The sequence below is a fragment of the Dactylosporangium sp. CS-047395 genome (assembly GCF_050942185.1).
Taxonomy (GTDB): domain Bacteria; phylum Actinomycetota; class Actinomycetes; order Mycobacteriales; family Micromonosporaceae; genus Dactylosporangium.
This window is the reverse complement of record NZ_CP192015.1, coordinates 5,103,168-5,124,993: the sequence shown is the minus strand read 5'-3', so window position 1 is coordinate 5,124,993 and position 21,826 is coordinate 5,103,168. Positions and strand designations below refer to the sequence as shown.

At 72.1% G+C, this 21,826-nt stretch carries 17 protein-coding genes; 11 read left to right on the top strand and 6 right to left on the bottom strand.

Annotated elements, in window-relative coordinates:
• Positions 1–11 precede the first annotated feature (11 nt).
• Together ACQP00_RS24135 and ACQP00_RS24130 are read left to right on the top strand one after the other, a co-directional pair.
• Positions 12–956, top strand: a complete 945-nt coding sequence (locus tag ACQP00_RS24135; RefSeq protein ID WP_433222683.1) for a TIGR03619 family F420-dependent LLM class oxidoreductase — start codon at positions 12–14, stop codon at positions 954–956.
• Positions 953–1,792 (top strand): SIR2 family NAD-dependent protein deacylase, encoded by an 840-nt coding sequence (locus tag ACQP00_RS24130; RefSeq protein ID WP_433222681.1) that lies wholly within the window; start codon positions 953–955, stop codon positions 1,790–1,792. The genes ACQP00_RS24135 and ACQP00_RS24130 overlap by 4 nt, the downstream gene beginning before the upstream one ends.
• On the opposite strand, the gene ACQP00_RS24125 is transcribed toward ACQP00_RS24130, so the two are convergent.
• A complete protein-coding gene (locus ACQP00_RS24125; protein ID WP_433222679.1) occupies positions 1,771–4,806 on the bottom strand; it encodes an NACHT domain-containing protein in 3,036 nt (1,011 codons plus the stop codon). The two genes, ACQP00_RS24130 and ACQP00_RS24125, sit on opposite strands and share 22 nt — an antisense overlap.
• A gap of 107 nt (positions 4,807–4,913) precedes the next feature.
• Between ACQP00_RS24125 and ACQP00_RS24120 the strand changes: the two genes are divergently transcribed.
• Together ACQP00_RS24120 and ACQP00_RS24115 are read left to right on the top strand one after the other, a co-directional pair.
• Complete coding sequence (locus ACQP00_RS24120; protein WP_433222677.1) at positions 4,914–5,762, top strand: alpha/beta fold hydrolase; 849 nt, start codon at positions 4,914–4,916, stop codon at positions 5,760–5,762.
• Positions 5,763–5,768: 6 nt separating this feature from the next.
• Positions 5,769–7,229: a catalase gene (locus ACQP00_RS24115; RefSeq protein ID WP_433222675.1), complete on the top strand. Its 1,461-nt coding sequence runs from the start codon at positions 5,769–5,771 to the stop codon at positions 7,227–7,229.
• 3 nt (positions 7,230–7,232) lie between these two features.
• Here the strand turns inward: ACQP00_RS24115 and ACQP00_RS24110 are convergent, their stop codons facing one another.
• Entirely contained in the window at positions 7,233–7,820 is a 588-nt protein-coding gene (locus ACQP00_RS24110) for a DUF4352 domain-containing protein (RefSeq protein WP_433222673.1), read from the bottom strand.
• A 285-nt stretch (positions 7,821–8,105) separates the two neighbouring features.
• On the opposite strand from ACQP00_RS24110, the gene ACQP00_RS24105 reads away from it, so the two are divergent.
• Positions 8,106–9,755, top strand: a complete 1,650-nt coding sequence (locus tag ACQP00_RS24105; protein ID WP_433222671.1) for a methyl-accepting chemotaxis protein — start codon at positions 8,106–8,108, stop codon at positions 9,753–9,755.
• A 25-nt stretch (positions 9,756–9,780) separates the two neighbouring features.
• Here the strand turns inward: ACQP00_RS24105 and ACQP00_RS24100 are convergent, their stop codons facing one another.
• Entirely contained in the window at positions 9,781–10,926 is a 1,146-nt protein-coding gene (locus ACQP00_RS24100; RefSeq protein WP_433222669.1) for a glutathione-independent formaldehyde dehydrogenase, read from the bottom strand.
• A 68-nt stretch (positions 10,927–10,994) separates the two neighbouring features.
• Here ACQP00_RS24100 and ACQP00_RS24095 point away from each other — a divergent pair, with 68 nt between their 5' ends.
• From ACQP00_RS24095 to ACQP00_RS24085, 3 genes are all read left to right on the top strand, one after another.
• Positions 10,995–11,453, top strand: coding sequence for an SRPBCC family protein (locus ACQP00_RS24095; RefSeq protein ID WP_433222667.1), 459 nt, complete (start codon positions 10,995–10,997; stop codon positions 11,451–11,453).
• Between the two features lie 474 nt (positions 11,454–11,927).
• A complete protein-coding gene (locus tag ACQP00_RS24090) occupies positions 11,928–12,713 on the top strand; it encodes an RNA polymerase sigma factor SigF (RefSeq protein WP_433222665.1) in 786 nt (261 codons plus the stop codon).
• 178 nt (positions 12,714–12,891) lie between these two features.
• Positions 12,892–13,323 (top strand): hypothetical protein, encoded by a 432-nt coding sequence (locus ACQP00_RS24085; protein WP_433222663.1) that lies wholly within the window; start codon positions 12,892–12,894, stop codon positions 13,321–13,323.
• Here ACQP00_RS24085 and ACQP00_RS24080 read toward each other — a convergent pair.
• The gene (locus ACQP00_RS24080; RefSeq protein ID WP_433222661.1) at positions 13,303–14,568 is read right to left on the bottom strand and encodes a CHAT domain-containing protein; all 1,266 of its coding nucleotides are present in this window, start codon (positions 14,566–14,568) and stop codon (positions 13,303–13,305) included. The two genes, ACQP00_RS24085 and ACQP00_RS24080, sit on opposite strands and share 21 nt — an antisense overlap.
• Positions 14,565–16,922 carry a hypothetical protein gene (locus ACQP00_RS24075; RefSeq protein WP_433222659.1) on the bottom strand — a complete coding sequence of 786 codons (2,358 nt, stop codon included), beginning with the start codon at positions 16,920–16,922 and terminating at the stop codon, positions 14,565–14,567. Before ACQP00_RS24075 ends, ACQP00_RS24080 begins: the two co-directional genes overlap by 4 nt.
• Before the next feature lie 116 nt (positions 16,923–17,038).
• On the opposite strand from ACQP00_RS24075, the gene ACQP00_RS24070 reads away from it, so the two are divergent.
• Entirely contained in the window at positions 17,039–18,070 is a 1,032-nt protein-coding gene (locus ACQP00_RS24070) for a DUF6183 family protein (protein WP_433222657.1), read from the top strand.
• A gap of 8 nt (positions 18,071–18,078) precedes the next feature.
• Here ACQP00_RS24070 and ACQP00_RS24065 read toward each other — a convergent pair whose 3' ends face one another.
• Positions 18,079–18,894, bottom strand: a complete 816-nt coding sequence (locus ACQP00_RS24065) for an SDR family oxidoreductase (protein WP_433222655.1) — start codon at positions 18,892–18,894, stop codon at positions 18,079–18,081.
• 113 nt (positions 18,895–19,007) lie between these two features.
• Here ACQP00_RS24065 and ACQP00_RS24060 point away from each other — a divergent pair, with 113 nt between their 5' ends.
• Complete coding sequence (locus tag ACQP00_RS24060; protein WP_433222653.1) at positions 19,008–20,183, top strand: nucleoside 2-deoxyribosyltransferase domain-containing protein; 1,176 nt, start codon at positions 19,008–19,010, stop codon at positions 20,181–20,183.
• A 419-nt stretch (positions 20,184–20,602) separates the two neighbouring features.
• A complete protein-coding gene (locus tag ACQP00_RS24055) occupies positions 20,603–21,679 on the top strand; it encodes a cellulose binding domain-containing protein (protein ID WP_433222651.1) in 1,077 nt (358 codons plus the stop codon).
• Positions 21,680–21,826 lie beyond the last annotated feature (147 nt).

Sequence of the window (21,826 nt, the reverse complement as noted above, 5' to 3'; positions counted from 1 at the left end):
AGGATGCGTGCGTGGCGTTACGAGTGGGAATCGGCTTGCCCCAGCTCAAGGAGTTCGACCCCCGCACCGCGGTCGTCCGCGCGGCCCGGGCGGCGGAAGAGATCGGGTACGACAGCGTCTGGGTCTTCGAGCGTTTCCTGCTCCCCGAGGACCAGAGCGGTGCCCACGGGCTCTACAACATGCCGGATGTGCCGTGGCCCGTGCGGTACGGCGGCGTCCTCGATCCTGTGATCGCCCTGACCGTGGCCGCGGCGGTGACCGAACGGGTCGAACTGGGCACGTGCGTCCTCGTCGCACCGCTGCACGTCCCGGCCCGCCTGGCCCGCACCCTCGCGAGCCTCGACGCGGTCAGCGGCGGCCGCCTCATCGCCGGTGTCGGCGCGGGCTGGAGCATCGACGAGTTCGCCGCCCTCGCCCCGCGCCCCTTCACCGAACGCGGCGCGGCGCTGGACGAGTTCCTCGACGTCGCCGACGCCATCTGGGGCAAGGATCCCGTCTCGTACCGCAACGAGCGCTGGACCCTTGCGCCCGCCCAGGTCGGCCCGAAGCCGGCCCGCCGCATCCCGCTGTTCGTCGGCGGCTTCTCGGACGCGGCCCTGCGCCGGCTGGCCCGCCGCGCCGACGGCTGGCTCCCGACCGGCCTGCCCGCACCGGCGGTGGCCGCGAACATGGCCCGCGTGCGCGAGCTGGCTGCCTCCTACGGCCGCGACCCGTCGTCGATCTCGTGCACGTTCCAGGTCGGCCTCGCCCACGACCTGAACGAGCTGCCGGAGGAGGGCCGCCGCCCGTACACCGGCAGCATGGACCAGATCGTGCGGGACATCGCGGCCCTCCCGGACGCCGGCGTCGACCACCTCTTCCTCACGGTCTCGAACCTGGTGACGGACATCGAGGAGTACGTCGACCTGGCGGCCGAGTTCCACGCCCGCCTGACCGCCGCCGGCCTCGTCGCGTGACCGTCAGCGCGGCCGCCGCGCTGGTGGCCGAAGCCGGGCGCCTGGTGGTGTTCACGGGCGCGGGGATGTCGGCGGAGAGCGGCGTACCCACGTTCCGGGACGACCTGACCGGATTGTGGGCCCGCTACGACGCCGAGCGGCTGGCCACCCCGGAGGCCTTCCACGCCGACCCCGACCTGGTGTGGGGCTGGTACGAATGGCGCCGCTCCCGCGCCCGCGCCGCCGTGCCGAACGCCGGCCACCGCGCGGTGGCGGCGCTGGCGGCCCACATCCCGGCCACCACGGTGGTGACGCAGAACGTCGACGACCTGCACGAGCGGGCCGGGAGTACGGCCGTCGTCCACCTGCACGACAGCCTGTTCGCGCCGCGCTGCATCGGCACCCCACCGCATCCCGCCGTGTTCGCCGGCTCGGACGAGCCGGAGGAGGGCCGCCGCCTGGCCCCGCCGCGCTGCATCGGCACCCCACCGCATCCCGCCGTGTTCGCCGGCTCGGACGAGCCGGAGGAGGGCCGCCGCCTGGCCCCGCCGCGCTGCTCCTCCTGTGGGTCGCTGGTGCGGCCGGGCGTGGTGTGGTTCGGGGAGCAGTTGCCGGAGGATGCGCTGGCCGCTGCGGTGGAGGCGGCCGCGGACTGCGACGTGCTGCTGACGGTGGGGACCTCGGGCGTGGTGTACCCGGCGGCGGAGGTCCCGCGGATCGCGGCCCGGTTCGGCGCCGCCGTCATCCAGGTCAACCCGGACCCGACGCCGCTGGACGCGGTGAGCACCCTGAACCTGCGCGGCACGGCGGCCACGATCCTGCCGCAACTCGTTCCTCAGGGCAGCACCGGCTCCTGATAGGTCGTTCCCGGCACCATGTTCTCGTACAGCAGCTGCGCGACGGCGTCGAGCGTCGCCTCGGACAGGCCCGTCCGGTCGATCACCGCCGACCGGACGCGCAACGGCAGGACCCATCCGGCGATCCAAACGGCGACGAAGTCCTCGGGCCCGAGCCGCAGGAGTTCGGCCGCCGCGACGATCTCACTGATCGTCTGGAGCCCGTCGGGCGTGCAGCGGAGCCGTTTCCGGCGGATGTCAGCGATCAGCCGCTGGACGCCGGTGTCGGTCCGCAGCGTCCGGAAGACCGACTGGATCGCCGCACGGTCGAGCTCGTGGCCGTCGGGCAGCGCGCGGAGCGAGCGCAGGTCGGCCCGGGAGTCGGCGATCCGCAGGGCCACCGCCACCACCGCCACGACGAGCAGCAAGGCGCCGCCCACGAGGCCGACGTACCGCCCCGCGACCTCCCAGCTGTGCGGCAGGTGGAACTTGCCGACCACCACGGCCGCGAACACCGCGGCCCCGCACGCGACCACGAGCACCAGGACGGCCGCGGCCGCCCACCAGACCTTCAGCTCCCCGAGGCCGATCCGCCGCAGCTGCCGCCCGGCCACCAGGGCCGGGATCCACAGCGGCAGGACGAGCCAGTGCCGGGCGCGGACGTCCGCTCCCGATTCGATCGCCCACACCACGAACAATGGCCAGATGAGCGCGTACATCGACGCCACCGAGGCCAAGGCGGTCCACACGGACGGTCCGTGCCCGCTGAACAGCAGCGCCGTCGGGAACACGCCCAGGAACCGGCAGAAGGCCGACACCCCGGCCTGCACCTGCCAGGTCTCCGCGCGGATCGGCCTTCGCTTGCGCTCCTGCGAGAGCAGCCAGATGCTGCACGCCTCGGCGGCGCCGATCCCGGCCGCGGCCGTGAGGGGCGCGGCCAGCAGGTAGAGCGCGGCCGCCGGTCGCGGATCGGCCATCGACGCGAAGCAGGCGGCCAGCACCAGCATCAGCACGGCCGCCGGCGGCGACCAGCGCAGGAGCCGGGCGGCCTGCACCAGCGGCTCCGGATCGCTCAGCCGGGCCAGCTGGGCCTTGACCGTGCGCCACTCCAGCAGCAGCCGCCCGCGCATGGCCTGGTCGATCAGCGCGAGGCGCATCGGACGCCGCAGTCCGGGATGGACGCTGACGAGGCGGCCGACGGTGCGATAGGCGGTGCTGCGCAGCAGGGCACTCTGCGAGCGGAACGCGGCCTCGAGGATCCGGGCCGCCGTCGCGGGTTCGGCCAGCAGTACCGCCTGCACGGCCCAGATCTGATAGTGCCGCCGGTCCGTCGACCAGGCCGCGTCGAACAGCGGGTCGACGGTCGACCGGAGCGTCGCCGGGACCTCGTCCGGGCGGTCCGCCAGGCCGCTGTCGAGCAGGCCCAGGAGGTGCAGGCTGTTCGGCGGCCAGGCGAACCCGGCCGGGTCGTCCACCGTCCCCGCGGCCAGCAGCCGTTCGGCCTCGGTCAGCAGCGCCGACACGGCCGGGGCGTCCTGGGTCTGCAGCATCGCCACCGCCGTCTCGCGCCACTGGCCGTCGAGCAGCAGGGCGTCGACCGAGACGCGGCCGGGCTCGCGCAGGGCGACGCAGGTGGCGAAGTACTCCTGGAAGCGGCGGTGCACGAACGAGAACCGGTGCTCGGCACCGTCCTGGGGCTTCGCGAGCTTCACGTACTCCAGTGCGTCCAGGTGCCGGTCGAGCCAGGCCACGTCGACGGTGAGCAGTGCGGCCACCTCGGCCCGGGTGGGGCTCAGGCCCGCGTCGGGGCGGCCGGTGAGCTGGAAGGCCAGCATCTCGGCGAGCTGGCGCAGCTCCTGCGGGGTGACGCCGAAGCGGCGGTCGAGGCGCTCCCGGTCCCGGCGCAGGCGGCCCTCGACGAAGGCCTCGAACACGGCGTGCGCCGAGGCCGGGAACGCGTGCCGCTCGCGGACGTGTTCGCACAGCAGGCCGAGCAGCATCGGGTTGCCCGACAGCTGGGTCACCGTCGGGGTCGCGGTCGCGAGGCCGGCGTGCACGATCGCCTCGGCGTCGGGTTTCAGGGCGGCGCGGCGGACCAGGTCGCGGCGCTGACGGTTGGTCAGGCGCTGCACGGTGAACGTCGGCCAGCCGAACCGGCGCGGGCCTTTGAACTCCCGGGAGGCGATGACGCCCGGGCAGGTGGACATGCCGTGCAGGAAGTCGAACAGGGCGTCCGCGTACCGGCCGACGGTCTCGTCGGACTCGACCGAGGTGAGGATCTCCGGGATCTCGTCGAAGGAGTCGAACAGGAACAGCCAGGTGCCCTCGCGGCGGCCCCGGTCGAACTCCTCGTCGAGGAACGCCTCGACGTCGCGCGAGTTGGCCTGGTTCAGCTGCTCCAGCACGAAGCGGCGGACCGCCTCGGCGTCGGGCCGGCCGCCGGGCGGCCGGAAGTCCTTGAGGTTGATGTACAGCGGGATGCGGGTGTCGAGCCGGGCCCGGCGCGCCTTGCGGGCCAGGGCCTGGGCCGCGTTGCGCAGCGCCACGCTCTTGCCGGAGCCGGGCGGGCCCTGCAGCACGACCAGCCGCTCGCCGGTGCGCTGCAGGGCCCGCGACAGCGACTTCTCCCGCCGCAGGCGTTGCCGCGGCCGCGGGGTCCAGTGCGGGAACCGCCACCGGCCGCGCCCCTCGGTCTCGACCTCGGCCTCCAGCCGCGCGAACCGGTAGTCGCTCCACTCGTCGAGGTCGTCGAGGCGTTCGAGCTGGCTCTGCACGTGACCGGCGAACCGCCTGCGCTGCTCCGCCCGCCACGGATCGCGCCGCGCGGCCAGGGCGCCGCGGACCTTGCCGCCGGCGAAGGCCACGAACTGGAACAGCGGCGCGAGCGCACAGAGCAGCCCGACCGCGACCACGGCGACGAACGACCACCGCACCACCGCCGGATCGTGGACGCCCAGCCAGGACAGCAGCTGCGCGAAGTACCGGTAGAGGCTGGCCGAGCCGCCGGGGTCGGCATCGGGACCAGGGGGACTCATGGGGCGGATGGTAGCGATGCGCGGGCGGCCGTCATATCGCCCGGGAGAGGTACCACCCCGGTCCGGGGGCGGCGTTTGGGCGGATGTCCGCGGGTAGGCAACCCCGCATGGTGGAGATCCGGCATCGGCGCGCCGAGGTGAACGGGGTCCGGCTGCACTACGTGACCGCGGGGCACGGGCCCGTGGTGCTGGGGATGCACGGGTGGCCGGAGTCGCATCGGCAGTACCGGGGGCTCATCGAGCGGTTCGGGGACCGGTACCGGTTCATCGCGCCCGATCTGCGCGGGTTCGGGGACAGCGACAAGCCGTTCGAGGGGTACGAGCCGCAGACGATCGCGCGGGACATGCTCGGGCTGCTCGAGGTTGAAGAGGTGGAGCAGTTCCACGTCGTCAGCCACGATCTCGGGGGGCCGCCGGCCGTGGCGCTGGCGTATGCGGGCGGGGAGCGGGTGCTGTCGCTCTCGACGATCGAGACGCCGTTCTTCGGGCTGGACTACCCCGGCTACGTCGACCCGGTGGTGCACTACTGGCATCTTTCCATGCACATGCGGATGGACGTCACGCGGATGCTCGTCGAGGGGCGGGAGGAGCAGTATCTGCGGCACTTCTTCCGCGACTTCGCCTACGACCCGGAGGCCATGCCGGAGGAGGAGGTGCGGGCGTACGTCACGCTCATGCGCCAGCCCGGCACGCTCCGCGGCAGTCTCAACCTCTACGGGTCGATCCCGCGGCAGGCGGTACAACTGCGGGCTCTGACCAAGGAAAAGCTGCGCGTGCCGATGATGGCGTGGGGCGGTGCGGTCTCCTTCGGGTCGCACTGCATCGACAGTGCGCGGGCCATCGCCGAGGAGGCGCACGGCGGGGTCATCGAGCACTGCGGGCACTGGGTGTTCCAGGAACGCCCGGACTTCATCGCCGACAAACTCGACCGATTCTGGGCCGGAAAAGAGGTGTGACACCGGATGGACAAGACGACGACCGACGCCGGAAACCCGGTTTCCAGCGACGAGCACTCGCTCACCGCCGGGCCCGGCGGGCCGAACCTGCTGCAGGACGTGTACCTGGTCGAGAAGCTCGCGCACTTCGTCCGGGAGCGGATCCCGGACCGGGTCTACCACGTGAAGGGCTTCGGCGGCTTCGGCACGTTCGAGGTGACGCACGACGTCACCGGGTTCACCAAGGCGGCGTTTCTCAACGCGGTCGGCAAACGGACCCCGCTGCTTGCCCGGATTTCCCTCGTTGCCGGCGAGGAGGGGTACCCGGACACCGACCGTGACGTGCGCGGGTTCGCGCTGAAGTTCTACACCGAGGAGGGCAACTACGACCTCGTCGGCAACAACACGCCCGTGTTCTTCGTGCGCGATCCAATGAAGTTTCCCGATTTCATCCACTCGCAGGAGCGACGGCCGGAAACCGGTTTGCGCGACAACAACATGCAGTGGGACTTCTGGACCCTCTCCCCCGAGTCGGCGCACCAGGTGACGTACCTGATGGGCGACCGGGGCACCCCGCGCACGCTGCGGCACATGAACGGGTACGGCAGCGACACGTACATGTGGCAGAACGCGGGCGGCGAGCGGTTCTGGGTGAAGTACCACTGGAAGACCGAGCAGGGTGTGGAGAACCTCAGCGACGCCGAGGCCAAGGCGATGCGCGGCGCCGACCCGGACTTCCACCGCCGCGACCTGCACGACGCGATCGCGCGCGGCGAGCACCCGGCGTGGCGGCTGGAGGTGCAGCTGATGCCGTACGCCGACGCGCCCGGCTACCGGTTCAACCCGTTCGACGTCACCAAGGTCTGGCCGCACGCCGACTATCCGCTGATCCCGGTCGGCCGGTTCGTGCTGGACCGCAACCCGACGGACTTCTTCGCCGAGGTCACCCAGGCCGCCTTCGACGTGGCCAACTTCGTGCCCGGCATCGGGCCGAGCCCGGACCGCATGGTGCTCGGGCGCATGTTCGCCTACGCCGACTCGGCGCGGTACCGCAACGGCGCCAACTACATGGAACTGCCGGTCAACCGCCCGCTGGCCGAGGTGCACAACTACCACAAGGACGGCCCGATGCGCCACGGCCTGCACAGCGGGCCCGTCTACGCGCCGAACAGCTACGGCGGCCCGCAGGCCGATCCGCGCTACCCCGACGCGAGCTGGTCCTTCGAGGGCGGCGAGATCGTCCGCGCCGCCTACGAGGCCCACCGCGACGACGACGATTTCATCCAAGCCCGGATGTTGTACCGCGATGTGCTCGACGCCCCCGCCCGCGACCGCCTCGCCGGCAACATCGCCGGGCACCTCGGCGACGGGGTGGAGCGGTTCATCCAGCAGCGGGCGATCGACGGGTACTGGAGCCGCGTCGACGCCGACCTCGGCCGGGACGTGGCGCGCCGGCTGGGCCTGGCGGTACCGGCCATGGCGGGCTGAGCCTCACGACGTGGCGAGCTCCCACTCGCCCGTCTCGTCGGCGAAGCCGCTGTCCATGGTGAACTGGACGGTGGCGATCCGCTCGTTCGCCGGCACCGCGAAGGTCACGAACCCCTCCGCGCTGGCCCCGGTGGCGATCTTGCCGCCGCCGGGGAAGGCCGGGCCGGCGGTCGTGGCCGTGAACCGCGCGTCGAAGCGCTCCCCGCCGGCGTCGACCAGCGCGGTGCCGTCGTCGGGCAGGTCGTCGTAGACCAGGGTGCCGGTGTTCGCGATGCGCAGCTGCACCGCGACGAACCGGTTGCCCTCCCCCGGCCCGCACACCCCGTCGGCGGCCCGCACCGGGTCGGCCACCCGCAGCACGGTCACCGTCACCTGCTCCCCGTCGCGGTTGCCGTGCAGCGTGAGCGACCCGCCGACGGCCACCGGCGCAGGTGCCGTGCCGGTGGACTCCACGACGACCGCGGCCGGCGCCGGGGCCGACCGCACGACCGGGACGATCAGGCCGATCGCGCCGACGACCGCGACGGCCGCGCCGGTCCACGTCCTCTTGTCGAAGTCGCGCGCCGGCCGCGGGTACATGTTCGGTTGCATCCGTGTCCCCCCACGACGGGTGTGTGTACGAAAAGCGCACGGTGTATCGGCGATTTCGCGCCGGAGGTGAGTGGTTGTGTGAGCGGGGCTCGCGATGGGCAAAGACGAGCCATGCCATGGGTCCTGTGGGTGTTCGCCGGTGCCGTCGCCCTCCGCGGGCTCGCGGGGGTCCTGCTCTTCTGGGACCGCCGCCAGCTCAAGCGCTGACAGCCTCAGATTTGCCCCACTCCCGCCGATAGTCCGACTGGCGCGGTGCGCCACACGGAGCGGCCAGGGGAGATTTCGGTGGCACAGCGGGACGTACGGGTCACGGTCGGGCGCGGATGGCTGACGGCTGCGGTCGCCGACCGCGGGGTCATCACCAAGGCGTTCCTGGCCGCCATGCTGGTCACGGTCGTGGCGGCCGCGGTCGCGGTGCTGTCGCTGAGCAGGATGTCGCGGCTCAACGCCGACCTGCACGACATCAAGACCCGCCACCTGGAGAGCGCGCAGCAGCTGACCGAGATGCGCGCGGGCATGGCCGACATGTACCGCAACATGCTCATCTTCTCGCTGTTCGTGGCCAACGGCGCGGAGAGCCAGGCCGGCCCGTACCGCGCCGCCGCGACCACCGCCGACCAGCGCGTCGACGCCGCCGTCACCGCCTACCGCAGCCTCGCGGCCGGCTCCACCGCCCGGCTGGCCCAGCTGGGCGAGGTCACGGACAACCTCGGGCAGTACCGCACCCTGCGCAACGTCGTCGTCTTCCACGAGGCGCCGCCGTCCGGCTACACCCTCCCCGCCCAGGATCAGCTCGTCGCCGCCTCGACCAAGCTGGAGAACGGGGTCGCCGACGCGCTCAACAGCCTGCAGAAGCTCGAGGAGCAGGAGGCGACCGCGACCGAGGCGCAGGCCGGCCAGGAGTACCGCAACGCCCGCCTCTACATCATCGTGCTGCTGTTCGGCGGCCTCGCCCTGGCCCTCCTCGCCGGCATCTTCGTCGCCCGGATCGTGCGCCGCCAGCTCGGCAGCGTCTCCGGCGCGCTGCGGGCCCTGGCCGGGGCCGACCTGACCAAGCCCGCCGAGGTGTACGCCCGCGACGAGCTCGGCGAGATGGCCGCCGCCGTCAACGACGCCCGCGAGGGCCTGCGCGGCACCGTCGCCGCCATCACCACCGGCTCCCGTACCCTCGGCGACAGCTCCCAGCAGCTCACCGCGGTCAGCGGCCGGATCGCCGCCAACGCCGTCGAGGCCGCCCGCCAGTCCGACGTGGCCGCCGGCGCCGCGAGCGAGGTCTCCCACAACGTGCAGACGGTCGCGGCCGGCGCCGAGGAGATGGGCTCCTCCATCCGCGAGATCGCCCGCAACTCCGGCGAGGCCGCCCAGGTCGCCGCCGAGGCCGTCGGGGTCGCCCAGTCCACCAACGACACCGTGTCCAAGCTCGGCGAGTCCTCGGCCGAGATCGGCAACGTGGTCAAGGTGATCACCTCGATCGCCGAGCAGACCAACCTGCTGGCCCTCAACGCCACCATCGAGGCGGCCCGGGCCGGCGAGGCGGGCAAGGGCTTCGCCGTCGTCGCCAACGAGGTCAAGGAGCTCGCCCAGGAGACCGCGCGGGCCACCGAGGACATCTCCCGCCGCGTCGAGGCGATCCAGGCCGACACCGGCAACGCCGTCGACGCGATCGGCGAGATCAGCCGGATCATCGCCCGGATCAACGACTACCAGCTCACCATCGCCTCGGCGGTCGAGCAGCAGTCGGCCACCACGGCCGAGATGACCCGCAGCGTCGGCGAGGCCGCACACGGCGCCACCAACATCGCCGGCAACATCGCGGGCGTCGCCCAGGCCGCCCAGGCCACCACCTCGACGCTGACCGAGGCCGACACCACGGTCACGGAGCTCTCCCGCCTGGCGGCCGACCTCCAGCGCGAGGTCGGCCGCTTCAGGATCTGACGCTTCCTACTTTCTTGCCCGGGTCTTACTTCTGGCCGGGTCGGAGCAGCACCTTTGTCCAGCCGGCCTCGCGGCGGTCGAAGTGGTCGTAGCCCTCGGCCGCCCGCTCCAGCGGCAGTTCGTGCGAGACGAGGAACGACGGCTGCGCGCGGCCGCTGACGATGAGGTCGCGCAGCTGCCGGTTGTACCGCTTGACGGGACATTGACCGGTGCCCATCCGCTGCCCCTTGGCGAAGAACGTCCCGTAGTCGAACCCGATCCGCCCCTGCCGCGCCTGGTCCGTTTTCGCGCCCGGATCCTCCGGCACGTACACCCCGACGACCCCGATTCCGCCGGTCGAGCGGACAACCTTGATGAGATTGTCGAGTACCAATTCCGGATGCTCATCCCCGCTGGGATCGTGCGCCTGGTAGCCGACCGCTTCGACCCCGCAGTCGACCCCGCGCCCGCTCGTCGCGTCGAGCATCTGCTCAACCGGATCGCCCCGGCCGAAGTCCACCGGCGTGGCCCCGATCTTCACCGCCAGATCCAGCCGGTCCTTCTCCTTGTCCACCACGAACACCTCGGACGCGCCGCGAATCATCGCACTGTGCGCGGCCATGAGCCCGACCGGCCCGGCCCCGAACACCGCCACCCGGTCCCCGGCCCGCATCCCGGCCAGCTCGGTGCCGTGCCAGCCCGTCGGGAAAATGTCGGACAACATGGTGAAGTCGTTCTCGTGCTCGGTCCCCGGCGGCAATTCCAAAAGATTGAAGTCCGCATATGGTACCCGCAGCAACTCCGCCTGCCCGCCGTCGTACGGACCCATGTTCGCATAGCCGTACGCGGCACCATCCATGCCGTCATTCGGATTGACGCGCAGGCAGAAGCTCGTCCATCCGGACGTACAATTGCGGCACGTTCCGCAGGCGATGTTGAACGGAACCGACACGCGATCGCCGACCTTGATCCGGCTCACGCCCGGCCCCACGGCCTCGACGATGCCCATGTTCTCGTGGCCGAGGACCTTGCCCTCCTCGACCGAGGTCCGGCCTTCGTACATGTGCAGGTCGGAACCGCAGATATTGGTGGTCGTGATGCGCACGATCGCGTCGGTCGGCGCCTGGATCGCCGGGTCCGGCACCTCGGTCACCTCGACCTCGCGCGGACCCCTGTAGAGGACTGCCTTCATGAAGTACCTCCGATCAGTCCCTTTTCGCCTACCCGCCCCCGGCGCGGCGTAACGGTTATGGTCGGGGCATGGCGCACTTCACGGTGTCGGTCGAGGTCGGGGCGCCCGCGGCGCGGGTGTGGGAGGCGCTGACCGACTGGCGCAACCACGCGCGGTGGGCGCCGCTGACCACGGTGCGGCTCACGACCGATCGGATGGACGGGGTCGGAGCGGGGTTCGTGGCGCACTCCGGGCTCGGCCCGCTCGGGTTCGACGACCCGATGACGGTGTCGCGCTGGGAGCCGCCGGTCGCCGGGTCGCCGGGGCGGTGCGACGTGGACAAGCACGGGCGGGTGCTCAAGGGCAAAGCCTGGTTCCTGGTTGTACCGCTCGATGCCACCCGCTGCCGCGTGGACTGGTCCGAGGACGTGACCGTGGTGCCGCACCGCCTCGATCGGGTGACCGGAGGCGTTGTCGGACTGGTCGGCCGGGCCGGGTTCGGGCAGGCACTGCGGAAGATGGCACGCGAGGTCGAGCAGGCACGCTGATCGTCCACCGCTGACGCTCCGCCGTGGCGGCCTCGTGCCTGCCGCCGCCCGCACACGACCGGTCGACCGCCGCTCACGTATGGTCGCGTGACCGCCGCACGCGTCCGCCCGCGCACGGCTGCGTGACCGCCGCTCGCGCACGGTCGCCTGACTGCCGCTCGCGCACGGTCGCCTGACTGCCGCTCGCGCATGGTCGCGTGACCGCCACCCGCGCATGGTCGCGTGACTGGCGCGCGCGCCGGGCCGGGGTGGACGCCTCTGGAGTTCGGGCTGCGCGCGGTTCTGGGCAGAGCCGCTTCGACCAGCTGAAAGTGCAGGCCGCAGGGTATCAGGTGGGCGGAATCGACGCACAAATCGACGCAATAGTTGTCGTGGCGCAAGAACCGGGCTACGGTCGGGGAGCACAAGGCGCTCAAGCAGCGGGCGTCCGGTACCGCATCCGGGTTCTTTTCTGCTGCCGTGAGGTCTGCCTTCATGACGATCCAAATCAACTCCCGCCGCCGCGCCGACGACGCCGAGGCGCTGGCGCTGCTCAGTTTGCTTGCCGACCTGCCCGAGGGCGCCGACCGCCGCCGCGTGCGGGGCCGGATCATCGAGCTGTACCTGCCGCTCGCGCACCACCTCGCCGGCCGTTTCCGCAACCGCGGCGAGCAGCAGGACGACCTCGACCAGGTGGCGATCGTCGGGCTCATCAAGGCCGTCGACGGGTTCGACCCCACCAACGGGGCCGCGTTCGTCGGCTACGCCATCCCGACGATCACCGGCGAGCTCAAGCGCCACTTCCGCGACCGGTGCTGGGACGTACGGGTACCACGGCGCATTCAAGAAACCCGCCTGCACATCAACCGCGTGACGGGCGAACTGACGCAGCGCCTGGGCCGCTCCCCCACCGTCGCCGACCTCGCCGCGGCGCTGGAGGTGAGCGAGGAGGACGTCATCGAAGCGCTGGACGCCGGCCGCGCGTACCGCACCCTGTCGCTCGACGCCCCGTCCGGCTCCAACGAGTCCGACGGCCCGACCGACCTGGGCAACCTGCTCGGCGCGCTGGACGACGACATGGAGCAGGTCGAGGCCCGCGAGGCGCTGCGCCCGCTACTGGCCCGCCTGCCGGAGCGCGAGCAGAAGATCATCGCCATGCGCTTCTTCGGCAACCGCACGCAGTCCCAGATCGCGGCCGAACTGGGCCTCTCCCAGATGCACGTCTCGCGGCTGCTGACCAAGTCCCTGGGCGTCCTGCGCGGCCAGCTCAGCCGCGGCTGACGCCCGGCGGACCGGCGGCCGCGCACGGAGCCGGTCCGCCAACACCCGGAATCGGCAGGTCAACGGTTGACGCCCGGCTGGCCGCGCGGTTGGACGGACCGTACGGGCGGTTGAACCGTCGGTGACATCGGTCGATCGACAATGGCTGGAGCTGTCGCCCAGCCGTCGAGGAGACCCCATGCCACGCACCGTCGTACCGCCCGCGCGATTCCGGGACGACGGTGCACCCCCGGTCGGCGGTGACAGCTTCCCGGAGCGGTTGGTCAAGTACGTGCCGGGCGAGACGCTCGCGTTCTTCGTGCCGCTGGCCGCCTTCGTCGGCGACGGCCGGGAGATGCTGCTCGTGGTGGTGGTCCTCGCCGGCCTGATCGGCACGGTGGGCTACCTGTGGCTGGCCGGTCAGCGGGCGGAGGAGGACGAGCGCCCGCTGCCGCATTTCTACGTCCTGGCCGCCGTCGCGTACCTGTGCTGGGCGGCCGGAACGGCGAGCAACGTCGCGGACCTCGCCGGCCTCGACGCCATCGCCGCCGCGGTCGTGCTGGGCATCGCGGTGTTCATCGTTCCGCTGCTCGACGAGGTCGGCAACCGGCTACTGCGTCGCGCCACCTGAGCGGCGGTAGATCTCGGGCCGCTTGCGGTCGGCGATGAGTTCGGTGTCGCCGTGCTGCACGTACACGAGCCCGAGCGGGTTGCGCGTGTCGCGGAGCATGTCACGACGCGCCTGCACCATGGCCTCCCCCAGCGGCCGCTCGCCCTGCAACAGCCGGCCGTAGAGCGCGTCGGCGAAGGTGCCCGCCACCGCGTCCGGCACCACGCTCAGCGTGCCGATCACCGCTCGGTGCCGGTGGCTCAGGAACCACCTCGGGAACGACATGGCGGTATCGGGGTCGGTGCGCGAGCTCGCGCACGCGTTGAGGAAGACGACCGCTCGGGCGGGGGCGCCGCTGCCGTTGCCGTACAGGCGGCCGCTGTACTGCCTGCGAAGCTCCCCGAGCGTGATGGTCCGGTTTCTGCGGTTGCTGGTCGTGAGCCGCAGGGTGTAGTCGTCGTCGTCCTCGGCGGTGGTGTCGCAGTGACAGGCGAAGTGATGCACCTGGACCGGCGGATCGCCGGCGGCCGCCCCGTCGAGGCCCCGGCCGTCGTGCAGCGCGTCGACGATCGCGGCCCGGAAGGCCGACTCGCTCTCCGCCTGCGGCCAGGGTCCTTCGAGCGCCACGGCACCGTCCAGCGCGCCGAGCAGGCCAGGGTCGCGCTTGCCCCCGAACCACGGCCGGTGGCGCAGGAACTGCACCGGCAGGCGCGGATCGGTGCGCAGGATGTGGTTGCCTGGCACCGGCGCCGACGTCACCCTGCGGACGACCGCACTGAAACCGAGGAACCGGGCCGCCACGCGCCGCAGATCGTCGTCGACATGGATCGCCGGCAAGGGGCCGAAGTCGAACAGCGGCAGCAGCTCGAGCGGCAGCGCGGCGTCGCGGCTCTTGAACTCCACCACGGGGATCGGGGCGTCCACGTCCCAGTCGGCGGTCTCCTCCCACGTCGGCCAGGCCGCCCGAAACTCGTCCTGGAGCGACTGCACACGCTCGTACCCCAGGTCGGCCAGCATCTCGGTCAGCTGGACGCCTTTGTGGAACAGGATGCGCAATGCCGTCTCGGCCTGCCGGAGGCTCGGTCGGCGCCGGACGACCGTCTGCATCGCGCGTTGCAGGTCCCGCCCGGCGGTCCTGCGGGCGGCCGACAGCTGCTGCTCGTTCGTCGGCAGGGAGATGCTGCGGCCCGACGGGAACGTGAACTTGATCTCGACACCCGGGCGCCCGGCGCGGGTCCGGGCCTCCACCTCGGCGATGACCGTCACGCCGTCGCCCGTTCGGTGCCCGCCTCGAGGGTCAGTTCGATGCTCTGCAGGGTCCGCCGTCCCTGGGAGACCCGGATCCACAGCCACGGCGGTGCCGGGAAGTCCACGGCGCCCAGTGCGTACGCGAAGCGCACCTCGTCGCCGCCACGTGCCGGCATCACCAGCACCGGCCTTGCCTCCCGGCGCAACTCCGGCCGGTCGCTGTCGACCTCGACGTCGAAAGGCACCGGCCGCCGGTCGATGCCACCGGTCACCACCAGCTGCTCGGCCAGCGGCCAGGCCCGCTCGGCCGCGATACGCACGACAAGCTCGAACGCACCGCCCTCGCCGATCGCGAACGTCCCATCCGCGGCGACCTCGACGTGCTCGTCGTCGGCCACGATGTCGACGTTGATCCAGCCCTGGTAGTTGACCCTCGGCGGTCCCTGGATCACGGACTCGAAACCGGCCCGGACATGATCCTGGATGCGCTCTTCGAGCATGGTCCGCTGATCGGAAAGCTCGCGTTCGAGCCGGTGGACCTGCCCGACGGTCTCCTTCGACGCCCGTACCTCCTCGGTCAGCCTCGCCACCGCCTCGTGCAGCGCCCAGTCCGGTTCGGCGCCACGGACCTGCATGTGGTTCACGACCTCCGGATTGATGTTGGTGACGACTTCCTGCGCGCGCCGATGGACGAGCTCGTCCATGACCACGAGATCCTGCGGTTCGAGTTCGTCGGGTCGCCCCATGAGGGCGCCGGCCAGCGCGACCGGCGCGGCTGGGTACGCGGGAACGGTGAGCCCGATCCGGCGCAACGCCTCGACCTGGTAGATGTCGACGGCGGCGGCGCGCCGGTCGTAGCCCCGCACGACGTCTGCCCGGGCCCGCTGCAGCGCGACCACGGCGCCGAGCATCGCCACGGCGGCCAGGAGGAACGTCCGCTCCGTCCACGACGTCCAGACCGCTGCCACCAGCGTGCTGCCCACTGCGCAGAATGCGCTCGCGGCCAGTACCCGCCAGCCGGCGATCGCCGCGTCGGTGGCGGCCACCGCCCGCCGCTCCCGCGGAGGCACCACGAGCGCCACTCGCGGCCAGGCTTCATCCAGTACCAGTCCGGTGCGGACGGTCGCCTGCCGGTTGGCCCGGACCGCTGCGCGCGAGTCGACGGGAGCCAGAAGCCGCACACCGACGCTGCCGGCGGCGAGCGACTCCTCGACCTGCAGGACGCGCGTCAACCGGTCCCATGCGGCCCGTCCGGCCCGGTACGACTCCTCCTGCTGATCGGGAAGCGCCGGCGAGGGTCTGCGACCGGACGAGCGTGCGCCGGCGGCGTCCCGGTTCAGCGCCTCCTCTCGCGCCGCGGCGATCGCATCGAAACGTCGCTTGTGATACGCGTACTGGTCGGCGTCGAGGGACTGGAGGAGTCGCAGCCGCTCGGATGCCGAGCGGTGCCACGCCGAGTGCTCCGCCCGGCGCAGTTGCAGATCGTGCGCCGTCTCGGTCGGGGGTCCGGTCCCCGGGCTCGCGATGCCGCGAAGCGCGGCCAGTGCGTGCAGCTCGTCGACGGCCGACCGGCGTACCTCCGCGGCGACGAGATCGAGCTGGGCAAGCAGCCGGCCGGGTTTCCACCAGACGAGCACCGCGTGCTGCACGACGGCCACCGCCAGGACGACGGCGAGCAGCCGCAGCAAGTCCGTGCCTCGCGGCGCGGTGCCAAGCGGGTCCGGACCCGCCCACAACAGGGGCAGCAGGGCGATCGCCAGGCCCGTCAACCGGGCCACGAGTGGCGTGCCGGTGCCGATCCGCCATGTCCGCCGTACGCTTCGGAACCCTCGGACGGCCGGTCCGGCCAGACGCCACACGAGCAAGGCGCCCACCACGCCGACAAGCGACCAGTTGTGCGCCATCGCGGCGAAGGCCACAGCGGTCGCGAGCAACCCAGCGCCACTCACCACAACATGGCACGCCAGCGCCGCAACCGCACTGTCGGAAGCGGGCGAGCCCGAGTCGACCAAGGCCCCCAGGGCTATCAGCACCGCTCCAGGAATGACCGTTCCGAGCACCAGACCGCCGACGACCAACCAGAGGCTCGCCTCCGACAGACCTCGCAGTACGACCCAGGTCCCGTACCAGCCGGCGGCGGGCAGACTGGCGATCGCGGCGACACCCGCACCCAGGCGCAACGCCCGGCGGAATCGGGTGCTGCCGGTCGCCGCCCATGCGATCGATGGTTGCGTGGCCACAACCGCGACGACGGTTGCCAGCGTGAGCACGCCGGCCTGCACGTAGAGCTGCTCACGAAGGCCGAATACGAGCAGCACCCCGTCGACAGCTGCGAGCAGCGCCCAGAACATCGCAGTTGATCGCCAGCGCATGCACACATCGTGACGAACATGTCAGCGGACGACTTCCCCCGAACGGTCACGGCACGAACGCCCTCGTCGGACGCGGTCTCGCATGATCGTCGGGCGATTCCGGTACCGTGCCGGTCATGAAGGTGGCCGAGGTCGTCCGGCGGATGGGGCTGGCCGAGACCTACCGCGACCGCGGCTGGGACAAGGCGGTCAGGGTCACCGACACCGAGGTTCAGCGGGCCGGGCCGGAGTGGCTCGCCGAGCTGATCGAGGCGCTGCTCGCGGTGCCGCGGCCGACCTATCCGCAGCGGTTCGGCTTCGAGGTGGCGCTGCGCCGGCTCGCGACCACGCCTGGCGATCCGGGCCGGGTCACGTTCGTGCGCCGCGCGGCCGCGCGGGGGCCGGCCTGGGGTGCGGTGCGCTACGACCTGCCCGAGGTGGCCGCGTACCTGGCCATGGCACAGCGGGAGCAGGACCTTCTGCCGGTGTTCGCCGACGCCGAGCCGAGCGATGAGCTGGCCGCGTGTCTGTGGCAGGAGATGGTGCTGCGCACGGACGCCACCGAGGCCGCGGCCGGCGGGTTCGCCGACCGGCTCGCGGCGGCCGGGCATCCGCTGTCGGTTCTGCCGCGGACCCGGACGGCGCTCGAGCGGGAAACAGCACCCGCGAAGAAGCTGCGGGTCGGCGGGGCCGTGCGCGTGACGTGCACGGCCGAGCGCGCGCTCGGCGTTCACCCGTGGCCCGGCGTGGACGCGGACTGCGCGGACGCGCGGTTGTTCGAGCTCGAGCGGCCCTTGGACGGTTTCGGCGCGGCCGAGTTACGCGCGCTCGGGCCGCGCAGTGCCGGGTCGTCGTTCGTGCACGTCGCGCGCGTCGGCGGCGGTGACGTCCTGCGGAAGCTGCACGAAACTGCCGCCTCCGGGCCGGTGTACGGGCCGCGCAAGTTCGCCGCGTACGGGAGGCTGACCGCCTGGGAGTGCCTCGGCGCGCTCGTCGGGGTGGCCGGACTGGACGTCGCGGCGATCGAGTCGGCCGCAAAAGCATGCACGTTCCTGTCGTACGTGTCGGACTGGCACCTCCAGCTGACCGACTCGCTCGACACCGGACTGGCCGCGCTATGGCCGGACCGGCGCACGGTCACGCTCATCGCGGCCACCGACAGCGACTGATCAGCGGTTCACGGGCGGAAGTCGACGGCGTGGTCGGCGGCCCATTGCCCGAAGCTGCGCGCCTCGTGGCCGGTCAGGTCGCGCACCCCGCCGGCGACGGGCTCTGGATTGTCCACAAGGGACGCCCAGTACGGCAGGGCCGCGTCGGCGAAGCCCGGGTCCATGCCCGCCCGCGCCTCCTCGGGCGAGATTTCCTCGGCCACACCGCCCAGCAGACGGACCTGTTCGGCCTGGGTGACCGCCGACGGTCCACTCAGGACATACGAGCGGCGGCCGTGGGCCGGGGACGTCAGCGCGGCGACGGCGGACTCGGCCAGGTCGCGTTCGTGGATGAGGGAGCGCGCGGCGCTCACGTACGGGATGCGCACCGGTTCGCCCGCGCGGATCGCCGCCGCCCACTGCAGGGTGTTCGTGGCGAAGCCGCTCGCGCGCAGGAGCGTCCAGTCGGCGCCGGTCGCGCGGACGGCCGCCTCGACCTGGCCCCACACGCCGTTCTGCGCCGGGGTGCGGTCGTCGCGGACGTGCATGGCCGACACGTACGCGATCCGCCGGCCCGGGCGGCCGAGCACCGGGGCCACGTGCTCGATGCCGGCGGCCTCCATGAACGGCCAGATGAGCAGGACCGCGTCCACGTCGTCGGCGGCGGTGCGCCACGCGCCCGGGTTCCGTACGTCGGCGCTGACCGCCTCGACCCCCGCCGGCAGGCGCCGCGCCTCGCGGGCCAGGGCGCGGACGTGCACGCCCCGCCGGTGCAGCAGGTCGACCGCGATCCGCCCGATGTTGCCCGTCGCCCCGATCACCAGGGCGCGCTCGATGTCCGTCACCCCGGTACTGGACAACATGAACCCGACTTGAGGTCAAACCGGCATGAGCAAAGACCTCAAGCCGCCATGCCGCGCCGCGTGAGCAAAGAGCTCAAGCTGGCATGCTGGGCCGCATGAGCGACGAGGTCATCGTGGTCAGCCCGCCCGACGAGCCGCCGTCGTGGTGGGACGCGGCGCTGTTCCTGGCCGGCCCGACGCCGCGCAAGCCCGAGGTGGCGAGCTGGCGGCCGGCTGCGATCGAACTGCTCCGGCAGCGCTGGAGCGGCGGGCGGCTGGTGGTGTTCTCGCCCGAGCCGGCGAGCGGGGTGGTGCCCGACTACCTGGGACAGATCGGCTGGGAGGAGGCCGGGCTGCACCTCGCGGACCGGATCGTCTTCTGGGTGCCGCGCGAGCTGAGCACGATGCCGGCGTTCACGACCAACGTCGAGTGGGGCACCTGGCATCGCAGCGGGAAGGCGGTGTTCGGGGCGCCGCCGGAGTCGCCGCGCAACCGGTACCTGGTCGCGGGGGCCGCATCCGAGCACGTGCCGGCCGCGCAGTCGCTCGGCGACACGCTCGGACTCGCGCTCGACGGGCTGGCGCCGGGTGCGCGGCGTGCGCACGGTGAGCGCGAGGTCCCGCTGATCGTGTGGCAGACGAGCAGTTTCCAGCAGTGGTACCGCGCGCAGGCCGACGCCGGCAACGAGTTGCTCCATGCGCGGGCCGAGTGGGTGTACCGGCGCGGGCCAGGCAAACGCCAGGTCGTGTACTGGGCGCTGCGCACCGACATCCGCGTGGCCGCCGAGGACCGGGTCAAGGCGGGCCAGATCGTGCTGTCGCGCCCGGACATGTCCAGCGTCGTGCTGTTCCGGCGGGCGCCAACACTCGACGAGACGCTCGTGGTGCTGGTGCGCGAGTTCCGCTCCACCGCGTCGACGCCCGACGGGTTCATCCATGAGCTGCCGGGCGGCGCCGGCCCCGAGGACGTCGCACCGCTGGAGCAGGCGGCGGCCGAGGTACGCGAGGAGACCGGTCTGTCCATCCCCGCCGCCCGGCTGCGCGCGCACGGCCACCGCCAGATCGCCGGCACCCTGTCCGCTCACCGCGCGCACCTGTTCTCGGCCGAGCTGACCGCGGACGAGGTGGACACCCTGCGGGCAACGGCGGACACCCCGTTCGGCGAGGAGGGTTCGACCGAGCGCACCTGGGTGGAACTGCACACCTGGGCGGCGATCCGGACCGGCGAGCTCGTCGACTGGCCGACCCTGGGCATGCTGACCCAGGTGCTCACCGACCGCGTCCACGTCTAGCGCTCGATCAGCCCGCCGACCCAGGCCCACGTCGACCAGCGATGACCGGCGCAGCAGCGGCACCGCGGCCAGCGCCGTCCACGAGGCCCCGGCGGTGAACAGCGAACCACCCGTGGTGCGGACCTCGTAATAGACGCCCAGGCGGGTGACCACCGCGCGGTGCAGCCGGTCGCCTTGGCCACCTCCCCGGATGACCGCGTCGAACGGGTCCTCAGGGGGGTTCGACCTGCCCGCCGGGGCAGGGTCCACACGGGCTCACATCGGGCGAGCAGCACCCGGTCGTCCGCGATGCACACGGCGTACGCCGCCAGTCGGAAAATCACCCGTGGAAGTTTCACACACAGTTGCCGAAAAGGTTTTCGGCGCGCAGAGTGGCGGGTGCCATGGCATCGGAGATCGTTGATGAGAGGAGACGTAGCGTGCATCGTCATCAGCTCCGAGGTGCCGCCATCGCGGCTGCCCTGGTCGTCGCCGCCGGTGGTGCGGCGGCGCTCGCCACCGGCTCGGCCAGTGCGGCCGCGGCCGGGTGCCGGGTCGGGTACACGATCGCCTCGCAGTGGCAGGGCGGGTTCGGCGCCAACGTTGCCGTCACCAACCTCGGCGATCCGGTCAACGGGTGGACGCTGACCTGGACCTACGCCAACGGCCAGACCGTCACCCAGGCCTGGAGCGCGACCGTCACGCAGAGCGGCGCGAACGTGTCGGCCACGAGCGTGTCCTACAACGCCGCCATCGCCACCAACGCCACCGTGTCGTTCGGCTTCAACGGCGCGTGGAGCGGCACGAACGCTGTCCCGAACGCCTTCAAACTCAACAACGTCGCTTGTACGGGCACCGTAGGCCCGACGGCCAGCCCGACAAGAAGCGCAAGCCCGAGCGCCAGCAGTTCACCCGCCGGGCCCGCCTTGAAGACCGTCAGGGTGTTCTGGCTCAAGCCCACCGACGTGGCGTTCGACCAGCGCTACCCCGACGGCATCGCCGCCGTCATGCGCGAGGCCCAGCGGTACTACAAGCAGGAACTCGGCAGGACGTTCACGCTCAACGCCACCGTGGTCGAGGTGGTCAACGGCGAGCACGACCGCAACTGGTACATCAACACGAACTGCGACCCGAACGGCGACCGGTACTGGTGCGTCGTGGGCAACATGCACCAGGAGCTGATGCGCCGGTTCGGCATCGCCAACCCGGACAGCCGCTGGCTGTGCGTCGGGGAGATCAGCGCCGAGGACCCCGGCAAGTCCGGCGGCGGGGCGAGCCCCGGCTGGGTGACGCTCAGCGGCCACGACGCCGACGGCGGGGCGGGCCTCAACGGGCCGATGAACCGCTGGTACGGCGGCATGGTCCACGAGCTCGGGCACGGCTTCGGGCTGCCGGACTCCAGCTCGACCGATGGCACCCCGATGTCGGCGTCGTTCTACAGCTACCCGAACACGCACTTCAGCCAGGCCCAGAAGACCGCCATCCTGAACGGGCGGTACGGCTCTTTCCTCGCCTGACTACCCTGGCAGGGTGAACCGACGCATCCTGGCCGTCTGCTCCCTGCTCCTCCCGGCGCTCGCGATCGCGGGCTGCGGCGGGCCCGACCAGCAGCACAAGCCCCAGTCGAAGCGCACGACCGCCCCGGCGAAGTCCCCGGCGGCCCG